Annotated in this window: 23 protein-coding genes and 1 pseudogene; 11 read left to right on the top strand and 13 right to left on the bottom strand. The window is 60.4% G+C overall.

What is annotated here, in order from left to right; translation table 11 throughout:
• Positions 1-19: 19 nt before the first annotated feature.
• Positions 20-367 (bottom strand): DUF3024 domain-containing protein, encoded by a 348-nt coding sequence (locus YH3_RS00330; protein ID WP_064443434.1) that lies wholly within the window; start codon positions 365-367, stop codon positions 20-22.
• Positions 368-405: 38 nt separating this feature from the next.
• Positions 406-1,569 (bottom strand): IS30 family transposase, encoded by a 1,164-nt coding sequence (locus tag YH3_RS00325; RefSeq protein WP_064442787.1) that lies wholly within the window; start codon positions 1,567-1,569, stop codon positions 406-408.
• A gap of 98 nt (positions 1,570-1,667) precedes the next feature.
• On the opposite strand from YH3_RS00325, the gene YH3_RS00320 reads away from it, so the two are divergent.
• From YH3_RS00320 to YH3_RS00295, 6 genes and pseudogenes are all read left to right on the top strand, one after another.
• Entirely contained in the window at positions 1,668-2,009 is a 342-nt protein-coding gene (locus YH3_RS00320) for a hypothetical protein (RefSeq protein ID WP_238592485.1), read from the top strand.
• Complete coding sequence (locus YH3_RS36460; protein WP_238592484.1) at positions 2,006-2,239, top strand: hypothetical protein; 234 nt, start codon at positions 2,006-2,008, stop codon at positions 2,237-2,239. The genes YH3_RS00320 and YH3_RS36460 overlap by 4 nt, the downstream gene beginning before the upstream one ends.
• Positions 2,240-2,419: 180 nt before the next feature.
• On the top strand, positions 2,420-2,674 hold the full coding sequence (locus YH3_RS36455; RefSeq protein ID WP_238592483.1) for a hypothetical protein: 255 nt from the start codon (positions 2,420-2,422) through the stop codon (positions 2,672-2,674).
• A 56-nt stretch (positions 2,675-2,730) separates the two neighbouring features.
• Positions 2,731-3,012 carry a hypothetical protein gene (locus YH3_RS00310; RefSeq protein ID WP_064442786.1) on the top strand — a complete coding sequence of 94 codons (282 nt, stop codon included), beginning with the start codon at positions 2,731-2,733 and terminating at the stop codon, positions 3,010-3,012.
• Positions 3,013-3,041: 29 nt separating this feature from the next.
• A complete protein-coding gene (locus YH3_RS00305) occupies positions 3,042-3,362 on the top strand; it encodes a hypothetical protein (protein WP_154100267.1) in 321 nt (106 codons plus the stop codon).
• Between the two features lie 83 nt (positions 3,363-3,445).
• Positions 3,446-4,562, top strand: a pseudogene (locus YH3_RS00295) (IS3 family transposase).
• 983 nt (positions 4,563-5,545) lie between these two features.
• On the opposite strand, the gene YH3_RS00290 reads toward YH3_RS00295, so the two are convergent.
• From YH3_RS00290 to YH3_RS00275, 4 genes are all read right to left on the bottom strand, one after another.
• On the bottom strand, positions 5,546-6,415 hold the full coding sequence (locus YH3_RS00290; RefSeq protein ID WP_064442784.1) for a MaoC/PaaZ C-terminal domain-containing protein: 870 nt from the start codon (positions 6,413-6,415) through the stop codon (positions 5,546-5,548).
• A complete protein-coding gene (locus YH3_RS00285) occupies positions 6,415-7,611 on the bottom strand; it encodes a CaiB/BaiF CoA-transferase family protein (protein WP_064442783.1) in 1,197 nt (398 codons plus the stop codon). Before YH3_RS00285 ends, YH3_RS00290 begins: the two co-directional genes overlap by 1 nt.
• A 90-nt stretch (positions 7,612-7,701) precedes the next feature.
• The gene (locus YH3_RS00280) at positions 7,702-8,397 is read right to left on the bottom strand and encodes a nitroreductase (protein WP_064442782.1); all 696 of its coding nucleotides are present in this window, start codon (positions 8,395-8,397) and stop codon (positions 7,702-7,704) included.
• Positions 8,390-9,964 carry an ABC transporter substrate-binding protein gene (locus YH3_RS00275; RefSeq protein ID WP_193777135.1) on the bottom strand — a complete coding sequence of 525 codons (1,575 nt, stop codon included), beginning with the start codon at positions 9,962-9,964 and terminating at the stop codon, positions 8,390-8,392. Before YH3_RS00275 ends, YH3_RS00280 begins: the two co-directional genes overlap by 8 nt.
• Positions 9,965-10,163: 199 nt before the next feature.
• Between YH3_RS00275 and YH3_RS00270 the strand changes: the two genes are divergently transcribed.
• A complete protein-coding gene (locus tag YH3_RS00270; RefSeq protein ID WP_064442780.1) occupies positions 10,164-10,772 on the top strand; it encodes a TetR/AcrR family transcriptional regulator in 609 nt (202 codons plus the stop codon).
• Positions 10,773-11,010: 238 nt separating this feature from the next.
• Here the strand turns inward: YH3_RS00270 and YH3_RS00265 are convergent, their stop codons facing one another.
• The 6 genes from YH3_RS00265 to YH3_RS00240 form a co-directional block, all read right to left on the bottom strand.
• The gene (locus tag YH3_RS00265; protein ID WP_193777134.1) at positions 11,011-12,396 is read right to left on the bottom strand and encodes an aldehyde dehydrogenase family protein; all 1,386 of its coding nucleotides are present in this window, start codon (positions 12,394-12,396) and stop codon (positions 11,011-11,013) included.
• A 29-nt stretch (positions 12,397-12,425) separates the two neighbouring features.
• The gene (locus tag YH3_RS00260) at positions 12,426-13,175 is read right to left on the bottom strand and encodes an enoyl-CoA hydratase-related protein (protein WP_064442779.1); all 750 of its coding nucleotides are present in this window, start codon (positions 13,173-13,175) and stop codon (positions 12,426-12,428) included.
• The gene (locus YH3_RS00255) at positions 13,172-14,773 is read right to left on the bottom strand and encodes an acyl-CoA synthetase (RefSeq protein ID WP_064442778.1); all 1,602 of its coding nucleotides are present in this window, start codon (positions 14,771-14,773) and stop codon (positions 13,172-13,174) included. Before YH3_RS00255 ends, YH3_RS00260 begins: the two co-directional genes overlap by 4 nt.
• Before the next feature lie 53 nt (positions 14,774-14,826).
• Positions 14,827-15,516, bottom strand: coding sequence for a nitroreductase (locus YH3_RS00250; protein WP_064442777.1), 690 nt, complete (start codon positions 15,514-15,516; stop codon positions 14,827-14,829).
• Positions 15,517-15,875: 359 nt separating this feature from the next.
• Complete coding sequence (locus YH3_RS00245; protein ID WP_064442776.1) at positions 15,876-16,823, bottom strand: TauD/TfdA family dioxygenase; 948 nt, start codon at positions 16,821-16,823, stop codon at positions 15,876-15,878.
• Positions 16,820-17,455: a TetR/AcrR family transcriptional regulator gene (locus YH3_RS00240; RefSeq protein ID WP_238592482.1), complete on the bottom strand. Its 636-nt coding sequence runs from the start codon at positions 17,453-17,455 to the stop codon at positions 16,820-16,822. Before YH3_RS00240 ends, YH3_RS00245 begins: the two co-directional genes overlap by 4 nt.
• A gap of 80 nt (positions 17,456-17,535) precedes the next feature.
• Here YH3_RS00240 and YH3_RS00235 point away from each other — a divergent pair, with 80 nt between their 5' ends.
• Entirely contained in the window at positions 17,536-17,820 is a 285-nt protein-coding gene (locus tag YH3_RS00235; protein ID WP_232330108.1) for a hypothetical protein, read from the top strand.
• 110 nt (positions 17,821-17,930) lie between these two features.
• Here the strand turns inward: YH3_RS00235 and YH3_RS00230 are convergent, their stop codons facing one another.
• Positions 17,931-18,197 (bottom strand): helix-turn-helix domain-containing protein, encoded by a 267-nt coding sequence (locus YH3_RS00230; protein ID WP_238592480.1) that lies wholly within the window; start codon positions 18,195-18,197, stop codon positions 17,931-17,933.
• A gap of 240 nt (positions 18,198-18,437) precedes the next feature.
• Here YH3_RS00230 and YH3_RS00225 point away from each other — a divergent pair, with 240 nt between their 5' ends.
• The 3 genes from YH3_RS00225 to YH3_RS00215 all read left to right on the top strand — a co-directional run bounded on the left by YH3_RS00225 (position 18,438) and on the right by YH3_RS00215 (position 19,967).
• On the top strand, positions 18,438-18,626 hold the full coding sequence (locus YH3_RS00225) for a hypothetical protein (RefSeq protein ID WP_064442775.1): 189 nt from the start codon (positions 18,438-18,440) through the stop codon (positions 18,624-18,626).
• Between the two features lie 46 nt (positions 18,627-18,672).
• On the top strand, positions 18,673-19,260 hold the full coding sequence (locus tag YH3_RS00220; protein WP_064442774.1) for a type 1 glutamine amidotransferase domain-containing protein: 588 nt from the start codon (positions 18,673-18,675) through the stop codon (positions 19,258-19,260).
• Between the two features lie 119 nt (positions 19,261-19,379).
• Positions 19,380-19,967: a sigma factor gene (locus tag YH3_RS00215; protein ID WP_064442773.1), complete on the top strand. Its 588-nt coding sequence runs from the start codon at positions 19,380-19,382 to the stop codon at positions 19,965-19,967.
• Positions 19,968-20,730: the final 763 nt, after the last annotated feature.

Here is a 20,730-nt window from a genome sequence, read left to right as displayed (position 1 = left end):
CATCACCGACGATAACGGATCAGCCCCAGAAGATCGGATCGCCACCGTTTTCGATGTGATCGAGCAAATCCTGAACGTGAGGGCTCGGCGCTAAGAACTGGTAACGGTGAAATTGGAGGTTCCGGTCCCGCCAATACAGAGTCCACAGCCCGGTTTTCTTCGTGTAAGACAGGCGGGCGATCGGGAATCGCGTCCACTCCGGTCCGAAGTCCTCACGCCACGGCGGCCGGCATTCGCAGATCGTGACATGGCGCGGCGCGATGTCGCATTCGACCCGAATCTCATGACGCAGACGATCGGGAACTCTACTGGCGCAGTACTTCACGATACGGGCGACATCGAGTTCGGGGAGTCCGGTGGCAGCCATGACCATCATCATGCCAACCGCCGTTATGGCCAGCTTTGCTATCCAACTGCGGAGGAACCGAGCACCTGGTCTTCTCGTTGGCGTGGACTGTCCCAGTCGAGCACCCGACGAGGCCGATCGTTGAGTCTTACCGCGATCGAATTCAGGCCCTCCTGGCTGAAAGTGCGCAGGTCAGCGTTCTTGCGCAGGTACTGGCGCAGGAGCCCGTTCGTATTTTCGTTCGTCCCTCGTTGCCACGGATGATGCGGGGCGCAAAAGTAGACGGGCAGGTCGAGTGCTGCGGTGATGCGCTCGTGCGCGGCCATTTCCTGTCCCCGATCCCACGTCAACGACCGACGCAGATGCGCAGGCAACCGGCCCAGATAGGCAATCAAGGCGTCCGCAACCGTCTCGGCCCGGTACCCGTCCGGCAGTGCGACCACATGCACGGCGCGTGATTGCCGATCCACCAGCGTCGCGACCGCCGACGGGCGGGTGCCGAACACGAGATCACCTTCCAGATGTCCGGGCTCGCTACGAGCATCCGCTGCTGGGCTGCGGTGATCGATGGGGACCCTGTTCCGTATCTGCCCGCGCCCGTGGGAGCGTTTCTTCCCACGAGGCCGGCGGATCCGCCGATCGGTACGCAGTTCGTGAAATTTTGTGTCGTCGAATACTTGCCGCGACGGTATGTACAGGCAACGGTAAATCGTCTCGTGCGAAACCCACATCTGCGGATCGGACGGATACTCGCGCCGGAGCCAGGCGGAGATCTGCTGCGGTGACCACTGCTCACTCAGCTTCCCTGTGACAACCTCCCGCAGAAAATGCCTGGTAGAGAGAGTCGAGATTTGAGGGCGGCGCGCGCGGACATACGCTGCGGCATCCGCCGGGGTCGCCCGATAGTGTTCGCGGCCGCCGTTGCGGGCGATCTCCCGAGCGATCGTGGACGGGGATCTTCCGAGTTTGTCGGCGATCGTCCGAGCACTGTCACCGGCGGCGATCCCACGGGAAATCTCTTCACGCTCCCCGGCCGTGAGATGAGATGCTCGCCGACGACGTGGGAGCGGCCGGATACCGCCGGATTTACGCAGGAACCGGCCGATCTGAGGGACACTCTCCCCGAGGACCCGCCCGGTCGCACTCAGCGAATCACCGCGACGCCACATCTCCCAGATCGTGTTCTCTTGATCCACAGTGAACCCGAGCGCCCTGTTGCCCATCCATGCCTCCACGATCACGCATCATGTCACCAGCAGTGATGCGTTGACGTATTGAGAGCAAGATCGCAACCGGTCAACCCGCCGACCGGCAAGTACTGATGATCTACCGCGAACTCGCCCGCCGCACCCAAAACGAGGCGATCATCCGCGCCGGCCTCATCCTGTCCATCGACAAGTCGCTCAGCGGCGCCCGCACCACCTACGAAGCGTGGACCGCTGCGATCGAACCGATCGTCGTCGACGCGAGTCGTTCCCGCGCCCTCGACTCCGCCCTGTCGCGCTTTGCCGATACTCTCTGCGCCGGTTTCGTTGGCGCTGTGCAGGTTGCCGCTAGCCTCGACGAGAACCACACCATCAGCAGGCGGGTCGATGATCTACTGCTGATGTGGCGTGGAACGGACCCGGCCGCCGTCCGCATGGTCGAAGGAGCATCCCTGTGAACAGCCCCGTCGAATCGGCGAACGTCCCGAAAAATGCTGCCACCACGACAAGCCGCCGGATCGGTCGCGTCCCCGGCAGTAAGAACTCGGCAATGCAGGACCGTGCAGTGCGAACACGGGAAGCGATCATCGCCGTCGCAGCCCGGCATTTCGACACCGACGGCTACGGCCACACCAGCATCAACACCATCAGCGCTACCGGAAAATTCGCCAAAGGCGCGATGTACTAACACTTCCCATCCAAAGAAGCGATCGCAGAACACCTCATCTCGGACTGGAACCGCACCCTCGACGAAACCATCAGCGAAGCACTGACATCCGGTTCGAGCAGCACGGCAGGGGAGAAGCTGGCAGCGATCTTCACGTCCCTCGCTCGTCGGATTGCCGAGGACACCAACGTGCGGGCCGGAATGAAACTCACCCTCGAACCCACCATCGACAACGCGGCCGGGTTCGCGCACTGGGTCGACGCCGTCAATGACATCATCGACACCGCCATCACCGACGGCGAACTCACCAACACGCTCACGACACACCGACTCGCATGGAACCTGTGCGCCGGCACCCTCGGAGCCGTCAACGCATCAGCGATCCTGCACGAAAACGTCGACCTCACAACCCGCATCGATGACGTGCTCACCATCCACCTGTCCGCCACACACTGACGCCAATATCTGCCTTCCCCTGAACACCGAAAACAGAGAAACACTAGGGAGACTTCATGCCTGACCGCATTGCACCCAGCGACCTCTATCTGCAACTGCACGGCCAACTCGGAGTAATCAACGATCTGCTTCACCGAGTCGCCGCCAGCGCCGCCGATTACAAGCTGTACGACCCTGAAACCCTCGAAGCGGACACCCTCGGCGACGCCACCACAGGGCCCGAGACTTACGAAGCCGTACTCCGCGAGCTCGACCTCGTTGACACCGCGCTCAAGGCAACCGACGCCGCCTACAGGCGCGTCCTTGACGAAGCCAGCCGTCTCTACTTGAAAGACTGACTGCCAGGACATCATTGGAGGATCTGCGCTTGACCGACACGCGAGTACACCTCACAGAACCCCTACCTGGGCTACCCATCTACTTGACCTTCTCCGAGATCAAGCATCTACCAGCCCTCACCGAGATATTCCGACAGGCCACCGAAGAAGTTACGGCGGGTACAGATCCCGAGACCATCGTCACGCGCATCAAAAGGAAAGCCAGATTCGCCAACTCCCTCTTCGAACAGGCGATGAACTATCGATACATCACCCAGTCGGGAGACTCGTCCCGCTTGATTTCCGCAAGTCAGCCCGGATGGATCAACATCACCGTTCATCCCCACACGGTAATTGCGGTGAACCCGTAACCAACTGGCATGACCCCCGTGAAGTGACCCGCAAGTTATGAGAATCCTTCCGCCCTGATCAAGGGCATGAAAGGCTTCATCTCATGGCTGGACGCAAACGGCACACACCCGAACAGATCATCCGCAAACTGCGCCACGGCGACGAACTCGCCGCCACAGGCGCCGACGTCGAGGAAATCGCCCGACAACTCGACGTCTCGGTGCCGACGCTCTACAACTGGCGCAAGCAGTACGGCGGTATGAAAGCCGACGACGCCAAAGAGTTCAAGGAACTCAAGAACGAGAACGCCCTGCTCAAGAAGCTCCTCGCCGAAGCCGAGCTCGAAAAGGCTGCCCTCAAGGAGATTGCTCGGGGAAAATTCTGAGCCCGACCGCCAAACGAAACGCCGTGATGATGCTCCAGGAAACAATGGGGCTCTCGCAGCGTTTCGCCTGCAGAATCGTCGGGCAACCGCGATCGACCCAACGGAAAGAGCCTGCGAGAAACACCCCGGACGATCCGGATGCCGATCTGCGGAAGTGGTTGCGGGACTGGGCCAAAGTCAACCAGCGAAAAGGGTTCCGGCGGGCATGGGCGGACTTGCGTGCCGCGGGCTGGGTGATTAACAAGAAGAAGGTTCAGCGACTCTGGCGCGAGGAAGGACTGCGGGTGAACGTCCGAAGATACGTAAACGGGCCGGCGCCTCGACTACTCCGATCACCGAGGCAGATGCACCGAAGGTTGTGTGGGCGATCGACTTTCAGTTCGACTCGACCACCGAGGGCCGGAAGTTCAAGATCGCGTCGATGGTCGACGAACACACCCGCCAGTCCGTACTGAACATTGTCGAGCGATCCATCCCGGCAGAGGACCTCGTCGCAGCGTTGAAGAAGGCGTTCGCGCTCTGGGGCGGCCCACCGCAGGTCCTGCGGTGCGACAACGGGCCCGAGTTCATCTCCGAGGCGCTGAGGACGTTCTGCGAGGATCAGGTCGGTATCGGCTACGTTCCACCTGGTCAGCCGTGGAAAAACGGCTACATCGAGTCCTTCAACAACCGTGTCCGTGACGAATGCCTGAACATGAACGAATTCCACAGCCTCCTCGAAGCTCGGGTGGTCATCGAGGACTGGAAGGAGGACTACAACAACCGGCACCGTCATTCATCGCTGGCGTATCGAACTCCAAATGAGTACGCTGCCAGCTGTATTCACACGCATTGATTCTCTGATAGCGAGTGGCTCACCAAATGGGGTCCTGCCACAACGACGGGGAAATAAGGTGCACGATGCAGTTTGCTGACAGCTTCTGACGATGGGTTTTCCGGTGTTGAGACAGAGCACGATGATGTAGACGTTGAACGCCCAACCGATTCCTTCGCCGTACGGCCACTGGCTCAGATGCGGGGCCGTTCCGTCGAAGATCGACCGCAGAGCGCACGAACTCGCCAACCGGTATCCGATGGGGCAGCCATCTGGTCGCACACCACGGCACTCGTCGACTCCCTCGGATGATTCTCAGAAGTGTTCAGCCATAACGATACCCACAGGGCTCTCGGACAGTGCCTCGCGTGCAGCGAAGCCGACGCCCTCACCACACTCCTCACGCTCACAGGCCGCCGACGGAGCACAATCGCTCATCGAACACCACGGACGAGGCGACGAACCGGACGGAACCACTATCGGAAGTCGGTCCGAGAAGGGGAGAGAACGCCTAAAGCCCAGTGATCCGGATCATGTTAATAGGTTCGTATTAACCAGCTGAAACATTGGAAACAGGTTAATTGGATTGCAATTAACCTATGAAAAACGCCGAAGACATCACCCGCGGATTAACTCTCAAGTCTACCGCAGTGCCCACCATAGAGATTGCACCCACGCCGGAATCACCTCACGCGCAACCTGACTGAGTCCTCGTCGGAGTCCTCGACTGCACCGAGTGTATCACCGGAAAAGAATGGCCACCCACGTCAGTATCGATCGTGTAAGCAGTATTCGCTGGGAGTTACTACAAGGATACCGGGCCGTTGCTTTTCGTTTGCCTGCTCACTGGATTCCGGCAGATCGCTTAAGTGGATTTTGTTGCAGCATTTGATTTCCCGGTCTTGTGACCATTGGCGACGAAACACCGGTTGGATCAGTGATTCCCAAGAACAGCACATTTAACCTTACAGTTCTGTTGGAAATGCGGAGCTGGACTCGTGTCGCTAGCTGAGCATCATGCGGCCGTGTGTCAGTACAGGTACATCGCCGCGCTCCGGGCAGGTGGCGAAGAACCAAAGCGTAGAGCCCTCGTTCCAGACCGAGATTCGTAGGCTGTGACCGGGCAACACATAGCTGGAGAAACGAGCATTGAAACTGCCTACCCGTGCGGTATTCCCACCTAGCATCTCATCCACCAGTGCTTTGCAGACAATCCCGTATGTCGCCAATCCGTGCAGGGTGGGCCGCTCGAATCCTGCCTGCCGAGCGAAGACTGGATCCACATGTAGTGGATTCCTCCCACCATTCAGTCGGTACAGCAGGGCTTGATCCGGACGGGTTGTTCGATGGATGACCATATCTGGTGCGCGGTCGGGCAATACTGTTGGCGTTTCGGTCGACGGGGTCTTCTTGACCTGCCCGCCTTCGTCTTTGGCCCATATGCTTGTTTTACTGGTCCAGTAGGGCTCTCCGCTCGCTGTCATTGCGAGGGATTCCATTTCGATGACGGCGGCGTTTCCTCGATCCGACACGTTTATCATGCGCGTTGTAATCATGGCGGAGTCTCCGGGAGCGACTGGACGGTGAATAACCAATTTCTGGCCTGCATGCAGGAGTTTCGCGGGCGCCACGTCGATTCCTGGTAGCGCCGTCGTATTCGGAGTGCTCGGCGCCGAGACCCCTTTTCCTGCAACCATTGCGAACGTGGGAAGTACCTGCAGGTTTCGCTCGTAGACCCAGCGTTGTTCGGTGAGGTCGGTTGGATCAGATCCTGCGCCTATGCTCAGGTGGTACAGCAAAACATCCCGTTCGGTCCATTGCAGGCGCTGCACGGTAGGTTTCGCCGAAAGTGCGGCTGCGACGTCGATCGGCATCAGATCACCTTCGCGGACCGTAGCTCGGCGAGGTCCTCGTCATCGAATCCGAGCAGGGTTCGGTAGATTTCGTCCGTGTGGGCGCCCAATGCGCATCCGAGCGTTTCGATGCGACCCGGCGTCTCGCTGAAGTGCGGTAGCGGTGCAACCATCGAAATTTCGCCGAAATCTGGATCCTCGACATCGACGATGGTGCCCCGCTCGCGGTAGTGGGGGTTGCTGGCGATGTCGGCGACGTTCATGAGGGGAGATGCAGGAATGCCTACCGCACTGAGGATCTCGGTTGCTTCATCGGCATTCTTCTCTGCTGCCCACTCGCCGATGATCTTGTAGAGGTATTCGGGGTTCTCCGCGCGCGCGGCGCGCGTAGCGAAGCGCGGGTCGTCGGCAAGATCGGGTCGGCCCAAGACCTGTGCGAGGCGGCGGAACAGCGGATCGGTTCCCGCGTGCACAGCAATCCGGCGGCCGTCTGCAGTATCGAAGTCACTCGCCGGAACCAATGCCGGATTACGGTTACCGCTTCGCTCCCGGATCATGCCATTCGAGGAGTAGGACAGCAGCGCATCCTCACTGGCCCGGAACCCTGCCTCGTAGAGTGAGGAGTCGATGATTTGCCCCCGTCCACCGTTGGCGTCTCGGTGGTACAGGGCAGTCACTGTGGCAAAGGCTGTCAGGTAGGCGGCCATATAGTCGATCATCGCGAATCCTGTTCGCACCGGCGGGCGGTCGGGTTCACCGCTCACATAGGTGAGCCCGGAGAATGCGCTGGCGATCCTGTCGAATGCACCCCGATCTCGATAAGGTCCGCTCAGACCGTAGCCGGTGACGAAGACGAAGACGCCGTGCGGATTGACTGCTTGCATCGACTCGGGGGACAGTCCCCATTTTTCGAGCGTGGGCAGGCGGTGGTTGCTGACGACCACGTCGAAATGGGGGATGAGTTCACGCAAAATTTGCTGCCCTCGGGCCTGTCTCAGATCGAGGGTGACGGACTTTTTGTTTCGCCCCTCCTGCGCCCACTGCAGTGAGCGCTTTCCCGGGGTGCCGGAATTTCCACGGAGGAAGTCGCCCGCGGTCGGTTCCTCGACCTTGACGACCTCGGCGCCGAAGTCGGCAAGGAATGTAGTGGCGACGGGTGCCGCGATAACCGAGGAGATGTCCAGGACCCGGATGCCTTGAAGGGGTAGTTCAGCCATGTTCTTCAGCGTCCTTCGATGTCGTGCCGTGAGTGGGATTTTGTCGTCAGGTGTCTCGGATGGGCTCTCGGCTCGGCGGGTGGGGCCGAGTTAATGCGCCCACGAAGCTGCGTTCGCAACCGGTTCTCGAGTCGTCTGAAAGCCATTGGCGGGATGTTCTTCGTCGGCGTAGCCGAACGAGATTGCCCAGACGATCTTGCGGTTGTTGTCCAGTCCCAAGAATTCGCGGATGAACTCGGCGTAGCCGGCCAGCGCTGCCTGAGGAATGCAGGCGACACCGAGGCTCTCCGCTGCGAGCAGGAATGTCCCGACATAGAGTCCGCAGTCCACCGCGCCGTACACACCGAGGGCGTCCTCAGTGGTTATCACTGCGACGTGAGGGGCTCCGAAAAATTCGAAGTTCTTCATCGCTTGTCCTACTGACGCGACACGGTCACCTGGCTCGATGCCCAGAGCGCCGTAGAGCTGGGCCGCACAGTGTCGTCGCCGGGCGCGATACTCACCTTCGTATGCATGTGGGAACGGAAAGTCCGGTTGATGTGGTCCACTACGCACGTGTTGGACTAAGCCGCGCCGAAAACGCTCGGTAGCGTCTTTGCTTGTGATGGTGGCGTGCCAAGGTTGGGTGTTGCACCAGGATGGCGACTTCTGTGCCATCTCGAGAATTCGCTCGACGATATCGGTGGGAACTGTCTCCGGGCGAAAGGCGCGGCAGCTTCGTCGGTCCTGCAGAATCGCGTCCAGGACTTCGGGACGTCCCGTGGTGTGGAGCTCTGAATCAGGCACTGAGCCAAGCCTTTCCAAAAAGCATGATGGAGTCCATGCTTGGTTCGATACCGTGAACGCCGGCCGCCCACAGAGTGAAAGTCGGCGCCGCGCCGAGTGTGACGAACGGCACGGTCTCGTTCACCAGGCCCTGAAGTTCTTCGAGCAATTCTCGACGTGCATCCGAGTCTGCATCTGTTGTCTGAAGTTGAGAGAGCAAGGCGTCCATGCGTGGGTTCGAATATCCCAGGTAGTTATTGTTGGACGTACTATTCAGTGCTGATGTCAGTTTGTTGACGGGTGCGGCAGCGGGCAAGCTGATGCCGGAATAGCTGATGTCGTAGTCGTGCGCGACGTTGAGTCTTTTGGTTACATCGCCGGCGCTGTTCTCCAGCTCCAGTGTGACTGTGAAGCCCACCGCTTGGAGCATGGACTGCACCGCGAGTGCAGTGGTCTGCGATTTCGCTGCGGCGATGCCCAGAAACGATAAGTGTCCGTCGTATCCGTCGCTCTTTGCCTCGTCGAGGAGTCGTTTCGCAGCCTCTGGGTTGTAATCCAGTCCGCTGACTTCACCGTGCAGCGGGGACCACTTGGGGAAGATCGAGGATCCGGGCAGGCCAGCGCCTTTGTCAACGCGTTCGTTGAAAGTGTCCAAATTGACGGCGTGAGCAATGGCTTGACGCACGCGAACATCGGCACCGGGGCGACCTGGACGGTTGTTGATCATGACGACGCTGGCGAGGGGCACCGTCTCGATATATCCGGGATAACCCTCCGTCCGGGCGCGCTGTACCGCCTCAGAGGAACGGATGAATCCAACTTGGACATCGTTCACATTGAGAGCCTCAATCTTTTCCGTATCTCCGGTCAACCCGACGAAGCGCAGAGCATCCAGATATGGCTTTCCGCCCCAATAGTCCGGTCTTGCCTTGAGTCGGAGTTCCTCATTTGGCCTGAATTGGTCAATTGTGAAGGGTCCAGCTCCGATGGGAGTGAATTGCTCACCCGCGACAGAGCTCGCGGAGACGACCATGCCGTAACCGCTGGCGAGCGTTGCGGGAAACTCTGTCCATGGCTGTTTCAGCGTGAACGTGATCGAGCGAGGTCCCGAGGTTTCCGCGGACGCGACATTCGACTTCCATAGTTGGCTTCCGGGGCCGTTTGCGTTGGTGTATCGGTCGATGCTCCACATCACCGCGGCTGCAGTCACATCATTTCCGTCGCTGAACGTAACCCCATCGCGTAGTTGCAGGACCCACTGCAACCCATCCGATGACACAGTCAAAGACTCGGCCAAGTGTGGGACGAACGTGCCGGAAGTGGGCTCATAGCGCATCAGAACGTCGTAGATAGCCGCCATTTCATTGCCACCGGTCGCGCCCAGCGCCGGGGTCTTAGCCGGGTCGAGGTTGGTGACATTGGAATAGGCGGCCATCGTCACGGTGCCGCCGCCGGTGGGTTCGGTGGATGTTTGCTGCCCGCCGACGATCCCATTATCGACAGCTCCCGTAGGCGTTTCCGTCAGATCCGCGCCGCTGGAGTCGCACGAGGCCAAGAGTGTCATCGTCAGCAGGGCGATGCCGATCATCAATCGAGTGGATCGAGCACCGCTTCGTCGAAGCGGCAAGAACACGCGCATGGATCCTCCAGCCTGTGAACTAGCATAATGTTACTAACGAAACGCTAGCAGCAATGGGGTTCCATCACAAGGATTTTCGACCACTCGGTTCAGGGGTCAAGACCAGGCTCGCGAACTGTTAGCGTTGTTTCGATCCAGAGGAGGGGCGATGACCGAATTACCGAAGTCTGAGGACAACCGTGGCTCGCGCAGGTCTCGCGACCGGAAGGCAACTGAACAACGGATGCTCGATGCGGTGACACGACTGCTCGAGCGCGACGGTGTGCTGGCGGGCATCAACCTCCGGGAGGTGGCGGACGAGGCCGGTGTCAATCGCGGCCAGGTCTACCAGTATTTCGGTTCGAGAAGAGGTCTACTTCGTGCTGCAATTGCCCAGCACAGCTGGGGAGAAGCCGCGATTTTCCAGGCCGACCGCGCGCTACCGTTCACACAGAGGCGCGCGCGTGTGCTGGAAGAGACGATCCGTGCACAAGAAGCTTTGCAGCTTACCGCGCTTCTCGTGCTCGACGGAGATCCTGATGTACGGCTGTTCCCTCAGCTGGATCGCAGCAAGGCCGATCTCGAGCGCGATCAGAAAGAGGGGGATCTGCACCCCGATCTTGATCCGGTCGCAGCCCATGTCATGACTGCCGCAATGAACTACGGCTACACCATCTTTCGTGAGCAGATGAGTCGCGAGACAGGTATTCCGGTAGAACAGCTCGACGAGCGCGTCGCCGAGGTGGCAGTCCGTATGCTCACGGGTCTGTCAAAATGAGCGACTGCGCATTCTCTCATTATCCGGGAGCCGCTAAAGATCGTGAGTCACTGCTCATGCCGACCCAATTCGCAAATATCCTGCTTGTCTGCCAGGCACTGGTGCCGGTGTGAGCCACTCCAGCTGATCGAACCTTTCCGCACCCCGGTCGGTGAGGAGAGACATGTCAATTCCAAGGATGAGCGGATTCCAAAATTGGGGCCGCTCGATGTGAGAGCGACCCCAAATGCTTTGTGATTCAGGAAATATGCTTGACGCTGATGACGCGGGTTTGTAAGAAATCCTCGATGCCCGCGAGACCGCCTTCTCTGCCGAAGCCGCTGGACTTGGTACCGCCAAACGGCAACTCGACCTCCAACGCGTTGTGCTGGTTGACCCACACCGATCCGGCGTCTATCCGCTCGGCGACTGCGGTCGCCGCAGCTTCGTCAGCACCCCATACCGATGCTCCGAGCCCGAATTCCTGGGCATTGACCGTCGCGATCACCTCGTCCAGGCTGCTGTAGGCGACTACGGGGAAGACCGGACCGAACTGCTCCAACGCCACGATTTCGGCGGAATCGTCGACGCCGCGGACCAATGTCGGTTCGAGGAAATAGCCCGGCAGGTCGGTGCCGGGTTTTCCGCCGGCCACGATCGTGGCACCACCGGCCACTGCCTTGTCGAGCAGTCCCTGCACGAAGGCGAGTTGCGCCTTGCTGTGAAGAGGCCCCATCCTCGTACCGGGTGCGAGTCCGTCACCCACGGTGAGCCTGGCCATGAGTTCGGAGAAGATCCGACAAAACTCGTCCACCTTGCCTTCCGGTACATAAGCACGCTTGGGTGCGACGCACATCTGTCCGGCATTGAAGAAGGCCGAGTTCACGAGAAATTGTGCAGTGGAAGCGATATCGGCGTCATCAAGCACGATCGCCGGATCGTTGCCACCCAGTTCGAGAGTGACCGGTGTGATGGCCTCGGCTGCTTGTTTCATGATCAACTTGCCGACTCCGGTGGATCCGGTGAAGGTGACCTTGCGAATCAACGGGTGTTCGACGAGTGCTTTACCGATGGCCGGCCCGCCGTGGACGACCTGAATCACGCCCTCCGGCAGAATCGCGGCAAGGACCTCGACGACCTTGTCCACCACAAGGGAGACGGACTCGGCCGGCTTCACGACGACGGTGTTACCGGCGGCGAGCGCTGGTGCGATCTTCGCGACCATCAGAAAGACCGGGAAATTCCACGGCACGATAGCGGCGACAACCCCGAGTGGCACCCGCTGTATCCGGGCGGTTCGTCCCGCGACGTCGGGTCCGAATTCCTCGTCAGCCCACTCGATCTGAGCCGCGTGCGTGAAGTTTTTCGCGCTGACCCACATCTCGCCGCCGGCTTCGATGGCCGTCTTGCCCTGTTCCTTCACCAGCAGGGGCACGATCTCGGCGCTCCTGCGTGTCAGCTCGAGAGCGCAGGAGTGCAGCAACTCTTGCCGGTATGTGCGGTCGGTTTTCCACTGTGCGAAGGCTGAGTCCGCGTTCCGGACGGCCTGATCCAGCTCCTCCTCGGTCGTGATCGGAATACGCCCGATCTCTTCGAGCGTGGCGGGATTGATCGATACGAGTTCGTTCATCGTCTGTTCTCTCATCGTCGTGACTCTCATCGTGTGCCAGTGGCTCAGTGTCCGAGCCACTGCGGCGGGCGCTTCTCGAAGAAAGCACTGATGCCTTCCTTCATGTCGTCCGATGCGAGGAAGACCTCGATCGCTCGTTCGGTGGCCTGCCATCCGAGTGCGTCCTCGTCGGCGGTCAGGGTGCGTAGCGCACGCAGGCTCTCGCCTACCGACATCGGGGACGAGAGACAGATGTCTTCGGCGAGCGCCATGGCCCGCTCGAGCGCGCATCCAGGCTGGGCCACCTCGTTGACCAGTCCGAGTTGGTAGGCCCGGTCCGAGTCCAGCGTGCGGCCCGAGATGAGGAGTTCTCGCGCGATGTTCGGTGGCAATGCCCGCGCGGCCCGGAAGAGTGCGCCCGATGTGGCGACGAGTCCGCGGCGGGTCTCGGGGAGGCCGAAACTCGCTGTACGGGAGGCTATGAGCGCATCGCAGGCGAGCGCGATTTCGAATCCTCCGCCGAGGGCCGGGCCCTCGACGGCGGCGATCAGGGGGGTGCTCCGCTCCCGTCGGATGATCCCGTACTCGCCACCGCGCTCGGTTTTCAGGTCGGCGCCCGCGCTCAGGTCGGTGCCTGCACTGAAGATCGTCGTTGTCCCCGTGATGATTCCGGCCCACAGTGCCGGATCGTCGTCGAGTCGGTTGAGGGCTTCGTCGATTCCCTCGGCCATGGTGCGGTCGATCGCGTTGCGTTTGTTCTCCCGATCGAGGCGGATGATCAGGATCCTGCCGTGCTGTTCTTGGATTACGCTCATGCGCCTACCACCTCAGCGACGGTAGCGCGAGCCCAGCGGTAGTCCGCCTTTCCGGCGGGAGAGCGCACGATGGCGGGAACGACGACGATCGAACGCGGGATTTTGTACCCGGCGATCGAGGCCCGGCAATGTTCGGCGATCTCATCGGTGTCGATATCTTCGAAGCCCTCGCGAAGTTGCACCACAGCCGAGACTTGTTCGCCGAATCGGGCGTTCGGTGTGCCGGCGACGACTGCATCCATCACGGCGTGATGACTCTTGACGGCAGCTTCGACCTCTTCGGGGAACACCTTCTCGCCGCCGGTGTTGATGCACACCGAGCCGCGGCCGAGCAGCACGATCGAGCCGTCCGGTTCGACCCGGCCCATGTCTCCGAGGATCGACATCCGCACCCCGTCGACCACGGGGAAGGTCTCTGCGGTCTTCTCCGGCTCGTTGAAGTACCCGAGTGGTACGTGTCCGACGCGGGCAATGTATCCGAGCATGCCGGAGCCGGGCCCGATCGGACGCAGTTTTTCATCCACGACCAGCATGTCGGGGTTGCCCACGACGCGCATGTTGCCGTCCGCGTCGATCTCGAGTGTGCCGTCCACCCCGGATTCCGATGCTCCGAATCCGTCGCGCAAGAACAGGTTCGGCATCAGTTCGAGAAGCTGGTTCTTCGAGCTGCGTGACCACAGTGCCCCGCCGGAGCTGACAAGTGTCAGCGAGGTGAGGTCGTAGTCGGAGCCGTGGCGGGCTATCGCATCGGTGAACGGACGTGCCATCGCGTCACCGACGACCGTGATGCAGGACAGTTGCTCGTCCTGAATGAGACGGAGCGCTTCGACTGGTTCGAAGCTGCGCATGAGAACCTGTTTTGCGCCGCTGAAGAAGCCGCTGAACACCGAGTAGACCGCGGCGCCGTGCATGAGCGGTGCCGGGAGCAGAAACGCCATGGGGTGGGAGTTGGCTGCGACAGCGTCGGCGAGGTCGGCGGTGTTGGTGAAGGCGGCACCTCCGTGGTTTCCACCGGCGAGTGCGGCCATGAAGAAGTCCTCGTGTCGCCACACCACTCCCTTCGGCATTCCGGTTGTGCCCCCGGTGTAGATGACGAATCTGTCGTCATCGCTGCGTGGGCCGAAGTCCCGGTCCGTCGAGTGGGTCCGCATCGCGTCGTCGAAGTCATTGAGAGGCAAGGGTATCGACGTCGGGTCATCCACGTACCCGAAGACCAGGACGTTCTTGATGCCAGGGCAGGCGGGGAGGGTGCCGGCGATGATCGGAACGAATTCGCTGTCGACGATCAACGAGACGATCTGAGAGTTGTTGTAAAGGTATGTCAGCTCGTCTTCGGTGTACCGGTAGTTGATGTTGACCGGCACCGCCCGAATCTTGAGGCAGGCCAGCAGTGCCTCGACGAACTGGGTGCTGTTGCGCATGTGGATGCCGACGTGCTCACCCACCTGGACACCTTGCTTGGCGAGGTAGTGTGCGAGTCGGTTGGCCCGTTGGTCGAGCTGGGAGAACGTGCGACGCTCATCGCCGCAGACCAGTGCGGTGCGGTCGGGAAGTTTGTCGACAACGGCTTCGAAGAGGTCTGCAAGGTTCAACGACATGTGAGGGATCCTTCTCGAGTGGAACGAAGACGTGGCAGCGGCGGGCCGTCAGCTCAGGACACCCAGTCCACGACTGTTCCGATGTCCGCCCGATCGGTGCGGAAGCCGTTGGCGGGGTGGGATTCGTCTGCATAGCCGAACGAGATCGAGCACACCACCTTGCGGTCGGAGGGAAGGTCGAAGAAAGTGCGAAGGTAAGGCGCGCTCCCGGCGAGAGCGGCCTGCGGAACAGCGGCGACACCGAGGCTGTGCGCGGCGAGCAGAAATGTGTTGATGTACAAGCCGCAGTCGATCGCGCCGTAAACTCCGAGTGCCTCGTCGGTGGTGATGATCGCGACGTGGGGTGCGTCGAACAGATCGAAGTTCTTCATGGTCTGCTCGGACGAGGCTTGGCGATCACCGGCCGCGATGCCCACGCTCGAATACAACTGCATTGCGCATTCCTTGCGGCGCGCGCCGTACGCACCCCGGTACTCTGCGGGGAAAGGGAAGTCGGGCTCCTGCGGGGACGTTCGAACGTACTCGGCGAGTCCCTTCCGGAAGCGCTCGGTGCTTTCCCCTTCGGTGATCGAAACCTGCCAGGGCTGGGTGTTGCACCAGGAGGGAGTGCGCTGCGCCATCTCGAGGACCTGTTTGATCGTCTCACGCGGAACGGGGTCCGGTCGGAACCCTCGGCAGCTGCTGCGCGTCTCGAGTACGGACCGCAGATCGGTGTGGACAGGCAAGGTGGGTACTTCGGTCACGATGACACTCCTGTAGATGACTGGACGATCAGGCGTCCGGAGATGGGGCGTTGGACCCCGTTGTGAAATGTTCGACGCGGAAGCTGTGGCTTCCGACGGGTTCTTGAAGTGTTGCTGATTTCATCAGTAAGTTACTGGCGCAACAGAATTAGTTCTTCTAGATCAATCCTGGGGTGGGGATTCCCACGTAGTCGAGCGGCCAAATCGCTTATGAAAGGTCTTGTCCATGAGCACATCACAGATGACCCTGCGAAGCCCGAGGGCAATTCGAGAGTGCGATGACGAAACCGAGGGCGGCGACGATTCGCCCTCGGTTCGCCGCGATATTGTGTGAAGTGGCCGTTCCTTGTTGTTGCAGATTATCGGGAGAGGCCGACAGGCTTGTCGCCGACGATCGAAATCCGCTCCATCACACGGCGTGCCGGGTAGTAGTCGCTCGACGCGTAGTGCTGGCATGTCCGGTTGTCCCAGAAAGCGATGGTGTTCGGCTTCCAACGCAAACGAACCTGCAGTTCGGGGCGCATCAGGTGGCGGTACAGCAGGCGCAGCAACTCGTTCGACTCTTCCTCCGATACGCCCAGAATCCGTTGCGTAAAAGCGACATTGACGAAAAGAACGCGCCGGCCGGTCTCCGGGATCACTCGCACGACGGGGTGGTGTACCGGTGGGAAGTTCGGTCGGAGCTTCTCGATCGCTTCCTGTGGCATCCCGGAGCCGAACGATTTGATCCAGTCGTGTTCGGCTTCGAGGTGATCGATCCGGGCTTTGATGTCGTCGGGAAGTAGGTCGTATGCCGCGCCGGTGTCGGCCCAGAGTGTGTCGCCACCGACGGCGGGGATCTCGACGGCACGCAAAACTGCTGCGAACGAGGGGAATTCGTGCCACGTGACGTCGTTGTGCCAGATGTTTTCGGCGCCGACGGCGGCTGCGTCCTTGGCGAGGGTGGCGACGTCGACATCGCTTTGCCCTGGTTGGGTGTAGCGGTAGAACGGGTGCTGTTCGAGGGCGCCCCAGGCTTCGGCAAAGGCACGGTGGTCCGCGCGTTCGATGTTCTGGTCCCGGAAGAAGAGGACCTTCCATTCGAGCAGTGCGCGGCGCAGTTCGGCCATTACCTCGTCTGACAGGTCTCCGCCCAATCGTATTCCGGAGATTTCGGCCCCGATGGTCGGCGTCTGTGGTTCCAGCGAGAATAGTTCGTAGGGAAGGACTTCCATATTCGCTGCGGTCCGTGGCGCGATGATCGGCCCGAAGTAAGCGAGAGGATCGGTCGCAGTGGGTGCGGCAGTCGCCGGAAGTGCATATGTCATGAGGTCGCTCCTAAGGATTCGGTGGTAGTCGTCGAGATCGGTGCCTCGAGCATGGCTACGCAGGTATCGACGAGATCGGAGACGATCGCCGTGCTCTCTGCGGGGGTGCGATCAGCCGCTTCCTGCGCGGCGAGCATCGTCATGTTGTGCATGACGATGCTGTCGGTGCGCCAGAGCGCGATCGGGTGCGGGGCAGGACAGAGTTCGATCAGCAGGTCCCGCACGTGGTTGTAGCTTTCCGCTCTCATGTGCTTCCGGATCAGGTCGGCGAGAGCCGGATTGAACAGGGCTTGGACGAGGAAGCGCCCATATCGGCTGCCGGGTCGGCCGAGGGTTTCCGCTGCGAGCGGCCGGACGAGGGCCTCGACGGCTTGTCGGATGGTCGGCGGGGCTCCCAAGCGTGTTATCTCGTTGAGCATTTCCTGTCGGCGGGTGTCGACGGGAGACATGCGGGCCTCGACCAGTGCCTCGATAAGACCGTCGTGAGAGCCGAAGTGGTACTTCGCTGCCGATTTGTTGGATTGGTTCGCCGCGAGCTGGACGCCAGTCAGCGTCAGTGCGTGCAATCCCTGTTCGGCGATGATCTGTTCGGCGGCCTCGATCATCGCCTGTCGAGACGTGGTCTGGGTCATACCTAGAGATTAAGGGGCACCCCTTAACATGTCAATGGCGCCTCACTGTCGAGAGCAGTTCTCCGCACATGGGGGCGTGGGTGTTCAGCTCATCCGAGCGGTTCTTCCCGGGGTGCCGGGGTCGCAGTCGGGACGTGGTCGCCTTCGCGCACTGGGTTGACGCCATCAGCGACATCGTCGAAACTGCCATCACCGATGGCGAACTTACCGACACGCCCACCGCACACCGACTCGCATGGAACCCGTGCGCTGGCACCGTCGGAGCAGCCAACGCATCAGCAACCCTGCGAGAAGACATCGATCTCGCAACCTGCCTCGAAGACGTGGTAACAGCGCAGTTGCGCAATGCCTTCACGCCCGCCTGATCTAAAATATGGGCACTGAACTCAACATCAACCGGTCTAAATTAATTGCGGGACAACTAGACCGGCAACATCTGCACCATTGACTTAGCGACAGGATCCCACTTTCGAGTTCAGTTCTCGATCCGAGGGGGCCGGTCGCTAGCTTCCCGCTCGATCCGCGCAAGCTGGATATTGGTATACAACGACGAACGCTTCAAACCCGTGTTCTTACACAGCTTTTCGATCTTGAACTGGCCCGTCTCATAAACTTGCAGTAGATACGCACGTTCCTCGGGTGAGAGCTTGTGCGGCCTCCCTTTCATCTTCCCAGCAGCTGTCGCGGCGGCAACAGCATCACGAGTACGGGAACGAATCAGATCTGACTCGAACTCCGCCATCAACGCAAGAATTCACGTGGGCGTCGCCGTTGCGGCAATGGTGGGTTTCACGTTTATAGATCCGGTGATTCCGGTGGTGCGGCAATAAACGATCCGCCAGATTTCGGGGATGCCGCGATACGACCTGCCTTCCGGCTGTTCATTCGCCTGGGGTGGGTCGCCCGAAACAGTGGCGGGTACAAAACACTTGTGCGTCGCGGTCGATGATTGAAGAAACGTCGGTTGGGGAAGGGGAGCGGAATGGCTACTTACAGAGTGATCAGTCCTGCAGGCGACGTCACCGCGACGCGCGAGATCGACAGCGCCGGCGATGCGCATGCCTGGTTCGTGGATTCTCGCGCCGACAACTCGGAACTGGGATGGCGAATGGAAGTCCACCATGACGGTGAATGGTCGTTCTTCGACGACACCGAGGGCGCATCCAGCTGAGCAGTCGCTCGACGGTTGTGACGACGATGAGGGAGGACGTTCAAGCATGAGTCGACTACTCGCAGGAAAGAAAGTGGCATTCCTCGTGGCGACGGAGGGAGTCGAACAAATCGAGTTGACGGACCCGTGGGATGCATTGGTTGCCGAACACGCTCAGCCGTCGATTGTTTCGACAGAATCCGGCACCATCCAGGCGTTCAACCATCTCGACAAAGCTGACGTCTTCGACGTGGACGCGGTGGTCGAGTCGGCGAAGTCGTCCGAATACGACGCTCTCGTCCTGCCCGGGGGCGTGGCCAACCCTGATTTCCTCCGTGTGAATCCAGAAGCGGTGGCGTTCGTCCGGAGTTTCTTCGATGCAGGGAAGCCCGTCGCGGTAATCTGCCACGGACCGTGGACGCTGGTCGAAGCCGGCGTGGTGGCCGGTCGTACGCTGACGTCGTGGCCTAGTTTGCGTACCGATATCACGAACGCCGGCGGCACGTGGGTAGACGAGAAAGTCGTAGTCTGTACGTCTGGCCCGAATACGTTGATATCGAGCCGCAAGCCCGAAGATTTGCCGGTGTTCTGTGCGAAACTGACCGACACGCTCAGCCAGTCCGAGGCGTCGTCGAGGACTCTCGAGGGAAGTTGACGAGGCAGGTAGACCGTGACTTCTGCACCGCCCGAACCAGATCCGGAGAATACTCTTGATCTGGAACCCGGAAGTGCCGAGTCCGTACTGGTGACCGGCAGCAGGCTCGACAACCAGGCATGGTGAATGCGATGGGAAGAGCCGGGCAGGACAGTAACTTGGCGCGCGTGCTGCTTGAGGTGGCATCGGGTAATCGAGACGCGTTCGCCGAGTTCTACGATCGCACCTGTGGCCGGGTTTACGGGCTGATCATCCACATGATCGATGATCATCGACGTAGCGAGGAAATCACACGCCAAACCTATGCCGAAGTTTGGGGGACTGCCAGCCGATACCGAGCCGAACGCGGTTCGCCGACGGCATGGGTCCTTCGGATCGCTCATCGACTGGCAGTGGCAGACATGCGGTCTCAGCAGCACGAACGCATCCAGCCGATTGCTGACGACTTCGCCGACGCGCAGGAGTCGCGTCGGCAGGGAGAGAATGTAACTCGTGAACATGAGATAACGCTGGAGTCGTTCTGGCCGACAGTGCAACATCGGGAGAGGAAGGATCTTTACCGGAGTTATTACCGTGCCATGACATCTCGGCAGATCGCTCAGGCCGACGACATCCCGGTGGAAGTGGTGAGATCGAGCATCAAAACAGCCCTACTGGCGGTCCACCTTCACTACGTCAGAACCTCGTCCCGCCCTATGTCGCATTGACGAAGCCAGAGTGGGAGCTTCCGTATGGCAAGCCATCTGGGTCATGTCAAGACAATTCACGTTTCTCGTGACAAATAGAGGTCAGAATGTGTTGGCAGAGTGCCGATGATGTGCATGAAGGCTCTCCCGTCACAATCGTGACGGGAAACCGTGCGGCGGTTTCGTTCAGTGTCCGTGGGCTAGGACTCGCGGACGGTACGTATGTTCCGGATAGTGCGACCATCGGCTGGCGGGCTCACTGTTCGTGTGGCTGGGAGGCTCCCGAACTCATCGAGCGTGTCAGCGACCCTCGATTACCTCGCCGCCGGGGTCAGGTCCTCGATCACTATGGTGGGCCGGCGTTACCGGAAACCGAGGACTGGTGCTATGCACAATGGCTCGATCACCTTCGCCAGGTTTCTGCCGAAATTTCGGTAGCGATGGAGAACGCGGGACAGTCCGCAGGGAAATAAGGCGATGGTTCGATCGCGGCATCGACGCTCGAAGGTGCCATGTTTCATCGATCGGCGAATTGGGCAGAAGGGGCGAGAATCGTTGCCCGCTCACATGCGCACACCGGTGAGTTCGGGCAACGGAGCCGGACAAGACTGCACTCTCTCCTATCGACGAGGGTACGCGCCTGATCGGTGGCTGACGACGAACCACCGATCAGGGCCTCAGATACTGCGTGTCAGCATGTTGGTCCTCGCTGGCACGCACGGCCCACTGATCGGATGCTCACAACACCAATCGGTGGGCCACCACGAACGCACAGCGTGCTACG

It is taken from the genome of Rhodococcus sp. YH3-3, from assembly GCF_001653035.1.
In the GTDB taxonomy this organism is placed as follows: domain Bacteria; phylum Actinomycetota; class Actinomycetes; order Mycobacteriales; family Mycobacteriaceae; genus Rhodococcus_F; species Rhodococcus_F qingshengii.
Note: the sequence above shows the minus strand (reverse complement) of the source record. Positions and strands in the feature narration are given on the sequence as shown.

Bases quoted from the DNA above. Each gene is read 5' to 3' on its own strand.
- YH3_RS00330 (WP_064443434.1), bottom strand. From the start codon at position 367: ATGGCTGCCACCGGACTCCCCGAACTCGATGTCGCCCGTATCGTGAAG.
- YH3_RS00325 (WP_064442787.1), bottom strand. From the start codon at position 1,569: ATGGGCAACAGGGCGCTCGGGTTCACTGTGGATCAAGAGAACACGATC.
- YH3_RS00320 (WP_238592485.1), top strand. From the start codon at position 1,668: ATGATCTACCGCGAACTCGCCCGCCGCACCCAAAACGAGGCGATCATC.
- YH3_RS36455 (WP_238592483.1), top strand. From the start codon at position 2,420: ATGAAACTCACCCTCGAACCCACCATCGACAACGCGGCCGGGTTCGCG.
- YH3_RS00310 (WP_064442786.1), top strand. From the start codon at position 2,731: ATGCCTGACCGCATTGCACCCAGCGACCTCTATCTGCAACTGCACGGC.
- YH3_RS00290 (WP_064442784.1), bottom strand. From the start codon at position 6,415: ATGCCGATCGACGTCGCAGCCGCACTTTCGGCGAAACCTACCGTGCAG.
- YH3_RS00285 (WP_064442783.1), bottom strand. From the start codon at position 7,611: ATGGCTGAACTACCCCTTCAAGGCATCCGGGTCCTGGACATCTCCTCG.
- YH3_RS00275 (WP_193777135.1), bottom strand. From the start codon at position 9,964: ATGATCGGCATCGCCCTGCTGACGATGACACTCTTGGCCTCGTGCGAC.
- YH3_RS00270 (WP_064442780.1), top strand. From the start codon at position 10,164: ATGACCGAATTACCGAAGTCTGAGGACAACCGTGGCTCGCGCAGGTCT.
- YH3_RS00265 (WP_193777134.1), bottom strand. From the start codon at position 12,396: ATGAGAGAACAGACGATGAACGAACTCGTATCGATCAATCCCGCCACG.
- YH3_RS00260 (WP_064442779.1), bottom strand. From the start codon at position 13,175: ATGAGCGTAATCCAAGAACAGCACGGCAGGATCCTGATCATCCGCCTC.
- YH3_RS00255 (WP_064442778.1), bottom strand. From the start codon at position 14,773: ATGTCGTTGAACCTTGCAGACCTCTTCGAAGCCGTTGTCGACAAACTT.
- YH3_RS00245 (WP_064442776.1), bottom strand. From the start codon at position 16,823: ATGACATATGCACTTCCGGCGACTGCCGCACCCACTGCGACCGATCCT.
- YH3_RS00240 (WP_238592482.1), bottom strand. From the start codon at position 17,455: ATGACCCAGACCACGTCTCGACAGGCGATGATCGAGGCCGCCGAACAG.
- YH3_RS00230 (WP_238592480.1), bottom strand. From the start codon at position 18,197: ATGGCGGAGTTCGAGTCAGATCTGATTCGTTCCCGTACTCGTGATGCT.
- YH3_RS00225 (WP_064442775.1), top strand. From the start codon at position 18,438: ATGGCTACTTACAGAGTGATCAGTCCTGCAGGCGACGTCACCGCGACG.
- YH3_RS00220 (WP_064442774.1), top strand. From the start codon at position 18,673: ATGAGTCGACTACTCGCAGGAAAGAAAGTGGCATTCCTCGTGGCGACG.
- YH3_RS00215 (WP_064442773.1), top strand. From the start codon at position 19,380: ATGGTGAATGCGATGGGAAGAGCCGGGCAGGACAGTAACTTGGCGCGC.